Origin of the sequence: Myxococcus sp. CA039A (assembly GCF_013336645.1) — a bacterium.
In the GTDB taxonomy this organism is placed as follows: domain Bacteria; phylum Myxococcota; class Myxococcia; order Myxococcales; family Myxococcaceae; genus Myxococcus; species Myxococcus llanfairpwllgwyngyllgogerychwyrndrobwllllantysiliogogogochensis.
This window is the reverse complement of record NZ_JABUMQ010000110.1, coordinates 21,659-30,188: the sequence shown is the minus strand read 5'-3', so window position 1 is coordinate 30,188 and position 8,530 is coordinate 21,659. Positions and strand designations below refer to the sequence as shown.

The 8,530-nt window shown below is 69.8% G+C and carries 8 protein-coding genes; 6 read left to right on the top strand and 2 right to left on the bottom strand.

Going from position 1 to position 8,530, the window contains the following annotated elements; all coding sequences use genetic code 11:
- On the bottom strand, positions 1–314 hold a 314-nt coding region (locus tag HR086_RS19770), incomplete at its 3' end, for an RNA polymerase sigma factor (RefSeq protein ID WP_174466382.1).
- 115 nt (positions 315–429) lie between these two features.
- Positions 430–1,623 carry a metallophosphoesterase gene (locus HR086_RS19765; protein WP_174466378.1) on the bottom strand — a complete coding sequence of 398 codons (1,194 nt, stop codon included), beginning with the start codon at positions 1,621–1,623 and terminating at the stop codon, positions 430–432.
- Between the two features lie 169 nt (positions 1,624–1,792).
- On the opposite strand from HR086_RS19765, the gene HR086_RS19760 reads away from it, so the two are divergent.
- From HR086_RS19760 to fusA, 6 genes are all read left to right on the top strand, one after another.
- Positions 1,793–2,281: an FKBP-type peptidyl-prolyl cis-trans isomerase gene (locus HR086_RS19760; RefSeq protein WP_174466377.1), complete on the top strand. Its 489-nt coding sequence runs from the start codon at positions 1,793–1,795 to the stop codon at positions 2,279–2,281.
- A 156-nt stretch (positions 2,282–2,437) separates the two neighbouring features.
- Entirely contained in the window at positions 2,438–3,634 is a 1,197-nt protein-coding gene (locus HR086_RS19755; protein WP_174466376.1) for a cyclic nucleotide-binding domain-containing protein, read from the top strand.
- Positions 3,635–3,737: 103 nt separating this feature from the next.
- Positions 3,738–4,217 carry a hypothetical protein gene (locus tag HR086_RS19750; RefSeq protein ID WP_174464227.1) on the top strand — a complete coding sequence of 160 codons (480 nt, stop codon included), beginning with the start codon at positions 3,738–3,740 and terminating at the stop codon, positions 4,215–4,217.
- A gap of 2 nt (positions 4,218–4,219) precedes the next feature.
- Complete coding sequence (locus HR086_RS19745; protein WP_254626385.1) at positions 4,220–4,993, top strand: hypothetical protein; 774 nt, start codon at positions 4,220–4,222, stop codon at positions 4,991–4,993.
- The gene (locus HR086_RS19740) at positions 4,990–5,745 is read left to right on the top strand and encodes a hypothetical protein (protein WP_217441872.1); all 756 of its coding nucleotides are present in this window, start codon (positions 4,990–4,992) and stop codon (positions 5,743–5,745) included. The genes HR086_RS19745 and HR086_RS19740 overlap by 4 nt, the downstream gene beginning before the upstream one ends.
- A 478-nt stretch (positions 5,746–6,223) precedes the next feature.
- Positions 6,224–8,329: an elongation factor G gene (gene fusA / locus HR086_RS19735; RefSeq protein ID WP_174466375.1), complete on the top strand. Its 2,106-nt coding sequence runs from the start codon at positions 6,224–6,226 to the stop codon at positions 8,327–8,329.
- Positions 8,330–8,530 lie beyond the last annotated feature (201 nt).

The following is an 8,530-nucleotide window of genomic DNA, read 5'->3' as shown; positions in this document are numbered from 1 at the left end:
GTGGGGCCCGCTGTGCCCTCGCCCGAGGAGTAGGACTCCACATGTTGGCGATGACGCAGGGTGTCTCGCGCGGCGTTGGCGGCGATGGTCATCAGCCAGGGGATGAAGCGGGTTCCGGGCTCGTAGCGGCCCCGGGCTCGGATGACGGACAGGAACGTGGTCTGCAAGAGGTCCTCGGCGAGCGGGCCGTCGCGAACCATCCGCGTCAGAAAGCCCTGCACCCGGCCGGAATGCCGAGCGAAGAGGGCCTCGAAGGCGTCTGGTGCTCCGTCGCAGAACCGTTCCATGAGCTCTTCGTCCGAGGGACTCCCCATCACCCGGCTCATGGACGGCCCGCCCTGAAATGTGTTTCCAGCGCGGAGTTCGCGCGGTCCTTCACTCTCAACCCGGCGGAATCACGGACGATGTTGGGCGCCGCGCCGGGAGTGTTCACCCGGGCAGCAGCACCAGCCGAGCAATCTCCGGCGGTGCTCCCACGCGCATCGGGGGCCCGACGAAGCCGCAGCCCCGGCTGACGTAGAGCTGGGAGTCGCCGGTGCGGCTGAGGCCCGCGTTGCGGCTGCCCCAGATGGCGTCGCCCACGAGGTTGCCGGGGAACATCTGCCCGCCATGGGTGTGGCCGGAGAGCTGGAGTCCCACGCCGCGCCGGGCGACCTCGTCGAAGTTGGACGGCTGGTGCGCCAGGAGGACAGAGGCCTGGTCCGGGCTCACTCCGCGCAGGGCGGCATCCAGGTCGTACCCGGGCTCGCCCATCCGGGCCGCGCTCCAGTCGTCCACGCCCGCCAGCGTGAAGGACGCACCCGTGTCGCCGATGGACACGGCGCGGTTGCGCAGCACGGTGATGCCCAGCCTCTCCAGGAAAGCCACCCATGACGATGCGCCAGAATAGTAGTCATGGTTGCCCGTGACGAAGAACACACCATTCCGGGCACGCAGCCTTCCGAAGCCGGCGACAAAGGCACCCAGGCTCTCGACGGACCCATCCACCAGGTCGCCGGTGATGGCGATGACGTCTGGCTTCAGGGCGTTGGTGCGCGCCACCAGCTCGTCCACGAAGTGGCGCTGGAGGACGTCTCCGACATGGATGTCGGTGAGCTGCACCAGGGAGAACCCATCCAGGGCCCTGGGGAGCCGGGGCAGGCGCACTGGGATGTCGCGCACGTCGGGTGGGTGAAACGCGCGCCACGCCCCGAACGTGCTCACGCCCGCGCCCGCGAGCCCCGCGCCCACGGCCAGGCCTCCGGTGAGGATGGCCCGGCGCTCGGGAGAAGGCGGCTGTGAGGGCTGCTCCGGGGGCGACGCGTCGCGGCGGACGCGCCACCGCACCGCGCGCTGGACCAGCTCCACGGCCAGCGTGAAGAGGAGCAGGTACAACACCAGCCCCATCCACACGAGCAGGCCGATTCCCAGGATGCGCACGAACTCGGAGGGAAACAGCGTGCCGAGGAAGCGGAAGCCAACGGCCCCCAGGAAGCCGAAGCCGAACACGGCCTGGGCGCCGAGGCGCAGCCCCCGTCGCGCGGTCTGGTCTCGGACAAGTCGGCGGTAGAGGTAGACGTGCGCGGTCGCCAGCAGCGAGAGGACCGGGACGAAGAAGATGAGGAGGCTGAGCCAGCGTGGCATCGCGCTCCTGCATAGCGGAAGCCTGTCGGGGGCGCCCGTGCATTTCGCGACGGGTGTGGTGCCCGTGTCGGCAGGCAGGCGGTCACGCTTCTGCTTTCGCGGGCCGCCGCTCCGGGGCAGGCTGGGGCTCGTTCATCGCCGGACTCCGGCCTTCTTCTCGAGGACCCCCATGCTTCGCTCCCTGCTGCTCTGCGCCCTGCTCCTCCCCCTGGTGGGCTGTGGAAGCGAGGACCCCAATACGCCGCCGCTGGGCAACCCGGACAATGGCGACCCCACCAAGGTGACGTACGCGGAGAGCCTGAACGTGGACCTGGCGGCGATGACGCTGCTGCCCAGCGGCCTCTATCTCCAGGACATCGGGGAGCCGGGCGCGGGCGACGCGGCCACCGCGGGCCGGCGCGTCTATGTGCACTACACGGGCTGGCTGCCGGACGGTCAGAAGTTCGACTCGTCGGAGGGCAAGTCCCCGCTGGACTTCATCCTGGGGCAGGGGCGGGTCATCGACGGTTGGGACCAGGGCATCGCGGGCATGCGCGTGGGCGGCAAGCGGCGCCTCGTCATCCCTTCGTCGCTGGCGTACGGGGCGGAGGGCAGCCCCGGCGCCATTCCCTCGTATTCGGTGCTCATCTTCGACACGGAGCTCATCGTCGTCCGCTGAAGCCCGCGCCGCCGTCGTCGCGCGCGGACCCCATGAACCCGCCTCTCCGGGGCACCGCGAGGGGTGATATAGCCGGCGCACGTCTGCCGGGACGTCGAGGCCCTTGGGTAGGGTCGTCGACGTGGGGGTCTCATCTCCCGGCCAGGGGGACGCGCAATGGCGGGGTCCGAGTCGGAAGTGCCCGAGTCGAGCGGGGAACGAGCTGGTGCGGAGGGCACGCTCCAGGCGCTGCAATCCCTGATGGGGCTGGAGTCGGCCGCGACGGCCGCGCGGCTCTACGAGGAGCTGGGCGCGGCGCAGCGGGAACGCCTGCTGCGTGACGCGGCGTTGACGCCTCCAGAGGTGCGCCAGCGACTGGCGGAGGTGCTGCGGTGGGCTCGGGATTTCTCCGGTGCCGCGCGGCTCCTGGTGGGCTGTGGCGAGGATGCGCGCATGGCGGCGCTCTACGTCCAGGGAGGCCAGTACGTGGACGCGGCGGAGGCCTTCCTGCGCGCGGGTGAAGCGGACCGGGCCGCCGCGGCCTTCGAGCGCGGTGGCGCGCTGGAGCGGGCGCTGGAGGTGTATCGGGGCCTGGGCTCGCGCGAGGCGGTGGCCCAGTGCCTGGTCCGCCTGGGTCGTCCGTACGAGGCCGCGCTCATCTACCGCGAGCTGGGCCAACCCCACGCGGAGGTCGAGGCGCTGGGCAGCGTGCCGACGGGGGACGCGCGGCACGTGGAGTCGGTGCTGCGCATGTGCATGTTGCTGGACGCGGAGGGCTTCACGCGGCGGGCGCTGGCGCTGCTCGCGGACACGATGCGGGGCTCGGAGGTCGCGCGAGGCGACCCGGCGCTGGCCGCGGAGAAGGCGCGCCTCTTGCGCCGCATGGGCATGGACGCGGAGGCGGAGGCCGTCATCGCGCGGCTGCCATCCCAGAGCTCCTCACCCGAGGCCAACGGCTACGGGTATCTCAAGGCGATTCCCATCTTCGGCGAGCTGTCGCTGGACGACATGAAGGACCTGTATCGCGTGGCCCGTCAGGTGCTCATCCCCGCAGGCGCGGTGGTGCTGGAGAAGGGCGCCGCGGGCGTGGGCCTCTTCGTGCTGCTGGAGGGGACGGTGGATGTCTTCAGCGGCACCGAGGACGACGCGCGCCGGCTCAACACGCTGGGGCCCGGGGCGTACCTGGGAGAGATATCGCTGGTCCAGGACGCGCCCGTGTCCGCGCGGGTGAAGGCGCGCACGGCCGTGCGAGCGCTGCGCATCACCCGGGCCGGCTTCCAGCACTACCTGGACACGCACGAGGCCGCCGCGCTGCGCATCTACCGCCTCTTCACCCAGAACCTCGCCGCGCGCGTGCGGGCCCTCAGCATCTGAGGGGCGCCCCCGCTGGTAGGTAGGGTTGACCTCGGCCAATCTTGCATCAGGAGCCGGAGACTTCGAAACTCGCGAATGTCGCTACTTCAAGGAGAGACACCGCATGTCTTCGAAGCTCGTGTTCGCTGTCGTGACCCTGCTGTCGATGTCCGCTTTCGCCGAGGAGGACCTGAAGCCCGCGCAGGAGGAGGCCAAGGCCTCCTTCGAGGAGTCGACCGCCGAGGCGCTGAAGGCCGCCAATGAAAAGTGCGGCACGAAGCTCGCCGTGAAGACGGACTTCCAGAACTTCAAGCCGGAGGACTGGTCGGGCACGAGCTTCAGCTCGTACTGTGAAGCGGCGATCAACGGGGTGACGAGCCTGTGTGAGCGCCCGGCGTACAAGAAGTCGATCGCGAAGAAGGTCACCAGCTTGTCGTGCCTGTTCGCCGGCGTGAAGCCCGCGGACAAGAAGGACACCAGCGTCAACGGGGCGACGCAGGCGAACATCTCGCTCGACAAGGGCACCCTCACGTACCGCATGGGGAAGGACCACACGAACATCGAGGACAACACCAAGGCCGTGCTCGAGAAGGCGCTGAACTGAGTATGGCGCGGAAGCTGGCGATGGTGCTCACGCTGCTCCTGTCCTCTGGGGCCGTGGCGGCGGAGTCCCTGGATGCCTTGTCCCTCAAGGTGTACCGGGGCAAGGATGGTCAGACGCTGGATGTCGTCGCGCTGGCTCCGCGCGAGTCGTCGGAGGCGGTGCTCCAGGTCCGGGGCGCCGACTCCGAACATGACGGCCTCGCGGTGCGCTGCAAGGTGCGCGGCACGCGAGAGGGTGTCGACTACGTGGCCCGTCATCGCGGCGCGGACTGGGTGCTGGCGTCCGAGCGCGAAAGCGGTGTCTACGACGTCTTCCTTCCGGGCAAGCCTGCCTTCCGCGTGCGGTTCAACCCGGAGGCGACTGAGCGCGCGTCCGCCTCCGAGGTGCTCACCGCGCATTCCCTGCAACGTGAGTCGGGGAGGCTCGCCGCCTTCGAGAAGAAGGCGTGGCCCCACCTGGAAAAGAAGTACACCGCGCGCGCCGCCGAGGCACTGACGGCGCTGCGCGGTGCGTGTGGCACGACGGCGACCTTCACCTTCGACTGGAAGACGTTCAGTGACGAGGTGATGGCGGACGTGGATGTCTGGGCGGCCTGTGCGCCGCTGCTCACCCAGGCGCGGGCTCGCTGTGCCGCGCTGAAGGATGTCACGGCGTTGACGTGTCGCTTCGGTCCCGCGCTCGCGCTGGATCGCAGCGGGTCCACGCTCGTCTTCACCACCCACCGCGAGGGCGCGGCCGATGGGGCGGCGTTCCTCGGCAGGAGTCTCGGACGATGATTCGACGCGCGGTGGTGCTGACGTGTCTGGTGTCGACGGTGGGCGCGGCCCGGCCCCCGGCGACGCTCGCGGACCTCCAGGCCCTGGCCTCACAGAAGGCCTGGGCGGAGTTGCTCGAGCGCGCGGAGGATGTTCCCGCCGCGACGCGCACGGACTCGTGGCGGAATCTGGTGACGGATGCCGCGACAGCGGAGGTCGAAGCGGCGACGCCCACCGACGAAGAGCCGTTCGCCGCCGCGCGGAAGGCCCGGACCCTGGGGCAGCGGTATGCCTTCCTTGCCAAGGCAGCTCCCTACACCGCCGCGCGTGACGCGAGCGCGGTGAAGGGGCTGGAGCGCTGCCTCGCGCAGGAGGGGCGCGACTGTGTCGAGACGTATCAGCAGCTCGCGGTGGGCACGGGGCCGGAGTCCGCGCTGAAGGCCGCCCGGCTCGTGAGACAAGGCCGCTTCGCATACGTGGCGATGCCCCTCTTCGCCCTGGCGGTGGGGGAGCGGAAGGACTCCGGCGTCTGCAAGGACGAGGCGCTCGGGGAGACGGTGCTCGCGGCGCTGGACCTGCCCGTGGCGGACGCTCGCGCGGCGGAGGCGAAGAAGGTGGCCTTCGAGCGGTGCTGGGGGGCTCTGGGCGCGAAGCTCAAGGCGGCCACGGTGGGCGGCTCCGCCTACTTCCTGGAGAACACCTGCCAGCCCATGCGCGCCCGCAAGGCGCTGACCGAGTTGCAGGACGACCTCTGCAAGGACGCCGGGCTCTGAGCCAGGCCTCTTCCCCTGAAGTCGCCACGCCGATGCGCGGGCCGCGCGCGCGTTGCGCACGGGGCTTCAGGGGATATCGAGGGCCGTGAGTTGACAATGGCAGTCGTCTGTCTTAACTCATACGCATCATGAGGCCCGTCTCCTTCACTGCCCTGCTGATTGCGCGCTTCCCCGCGCCGGCGGCGGACGTGTGCCTTTCCCCCCGTCACGAGGTTCTGCTCGACATTTGAGCAGGCGGGCCGGAGTCCTTCCGGTGCGCGGGTCGCTGGTTCCCGCGTGTCGTGAAGCCCGGTTCCGCCCTGGCTCCGTCTGAGCCGTCGTGTGTCCTCACGCGTCCCTGAGCGGGCCTTTCGAGCCCCTCCGGCATGTCGCGCGTGCGTGCGCCTGACGGCTCCACGCCCGTCGTGTCTCCAACCGGCTCCTCTCTCATCCATCGCCACCCGTGGGCCTCGCTGCCCGACGGGAACAGGAGTCTTTTATGTCTCGCAACACTCGCATCGAGCGGTACCGCAACATCGGCGTCATGGCGCACATCGACGCGGGCAAGACGACGCTCACCGAGCGCGTCCTGTTCTTCACCGGTCGCATCCACTCCACGGGAGAAGTGCACGATGGCTCCACGGAGATGGACTGGCTGCCGCAGGAGAAGCAGCGCGGCATCACCATCACCTCCGCGGCCACCACCGCGTTCTGGTCACCTCGTCACGGGCCCTCCGCGGGCACGCCTCATCGCATCAACATCCTGGACACGCCGGGACACGTGGACTTCACCATCGAGGTGGAGCGCTCCCTGCGCGTGCTGGATGGCGCGGTGGCCGTGTTCGATGCGAGCCAGGGCGTGGAGCCCCAGTCGGAGGCGGTGTGGCGTCAGGCGGACCGCTACGGCGTCCCGCGCATCGCGTTCATCAACAAGATGGACAAGGTGGGCGCGGACTTCGTCATGAGCCTGGAGTCCATCCGTGAGCGCCTGGGCGCTCGCGCCGTGGCGGTGCAGCTGCCGCTGGGTGAGGAGTCGGAGTTCCGTGGCCTCGTGGACCTGGTGCGCATGAAGACCCTCCACTTCGACGGAGAGGCCGGTGAGTACCGCGAGGAGCTGTCCGTGCCGGAGGACGTCCGGCAGCGGGCGGAGACGTTGCGGCTGCGGCTCATAGAGGCGGCGGCGGACGTGGATGACGCGGTGATGGAGAAGTTCGTGGACGGGCGTCTGGAAGACATCACCGAGGACGACCTGGTGCGTGCGCTGCGCGCGGGAACCCTCTCGCGCACGCTGGTGCCGGTGCTCGCCGGTTCGGCGTTCAAGAAGAAGGGAGTGCAGATGCTGTTGGACGCCGTCGTCGACTACCTGCCCGCGCCCTCGGACCTTCCGTCGGTGGAGGGACTCGTTCCGGGCACGGAGCAACGTGCCTCGCGCGAGCCAACGGACGACAGTCCTCCGGCCGCGCTGGTGTTCAAGATGATGAGTGACAAGAACGTGGGCAACATCGTCTTCCTGCGTGTCTATTCGGGCACGCTGCGCGCAGGCACCGTCCTGCTCAATCCCGCCACCGGCAAGCGGGAGCGCGTGGGTCGGCTGATGTTCATGCATGCCAATCGCAGGGAGGAGGTCTCGGAAGTCCATGCGGGAGACATCGCGGCGGCGCTCGGCCTGAAGAACGTGCGCACGGGAGACACACTGAGCGACCCCGAGGCACCCGTGGTGCTGGAGTCGCTCGGCTTCCCGGAGCCCGTGGTGCACCTCGCCGTGGAGGCGAAGTCGCCCGCGGAGCTGCCGAAGCTGGAAGAGGGCCTGCATCGCCTGGCGGCGGAAGACCCGTCGCTGCGCGTGGGCGTGGACCCGGAGAGCGGCCAGGTGCTGCTGTCCGGAATGGGTGAGCTTCACCTGGAGGTGGTCGTGGACCGACTGAGGACGGAGTACGGCGTGGAGGCGCGCGTGGGACAGCCCAAGGTGGCCTACCGCGACACGCTCAAGCGCGCCGTGCGTCAGGAGTACCGGCACGTCCGTCAGACGGGCGGGCCCGGACAGTATGCGCGCGTGGTGCTGGACGTGGCTCCGGCGGCACGTGGCGCGGGGCTCGTCTTCGTGGACGACACGAAGGGCGGCTCCATTCCGAGGGAGCTGGTGCCCGCCATCCAGAAGGGTGTGGCGGGTGCCATGGAGCGCGGCGTGCGGGACGGCGTGGCGCTCGTGGACGTGGAGGTCCGGCTGGTGGATGGAGACACGCACGTGCGCGACTCCACGCCCCAGGCGTTCTCCATGGCCGGCTCCCTGGCGCTCCAGGAGGCGGTGCGGCGGGTGGGCGTGCAGGTTCTGGAGCCCGTGATGGACGTGGAGGTCACCACGCCCGAGGAGTACGTGGGCGAGGTGTTGGGAGACCTGGCCTCGCGGCGGGGCCGGGTGCTGGGAATGGAGACGCGGGGCAATGCCCGCGTGGTGTCCGCGCGGGTGCCCATGGCCAGCCTCTTTGGCTACGTGACGGGCTTGCGGGGCAGGACGCAGGGCCGGGCCCAGGCCAGCATGCGGCTGGGGACGTATGAGCCCCTGCCAGAAGTGCTCCAGGCGTCACTGTCCGAAGCACGGGCATGACGGAAGGGTGAGGAGGGCCCCGGGGCTGTACGCCTCGGGGCCCTCTTCGTTCGCCCGACACCCCACAAAAGCGGCTGTCAAGGGCTCGATTTCACGGGACATCCGTCCCGGGAGAGGGCAGGGTCCGCGGCCGAATGCGTGGAATGGGCGGGAGGACCCCCCTGTTCTCCGACATTCTCAAGCGGGTCGGCCGGCCGGGCC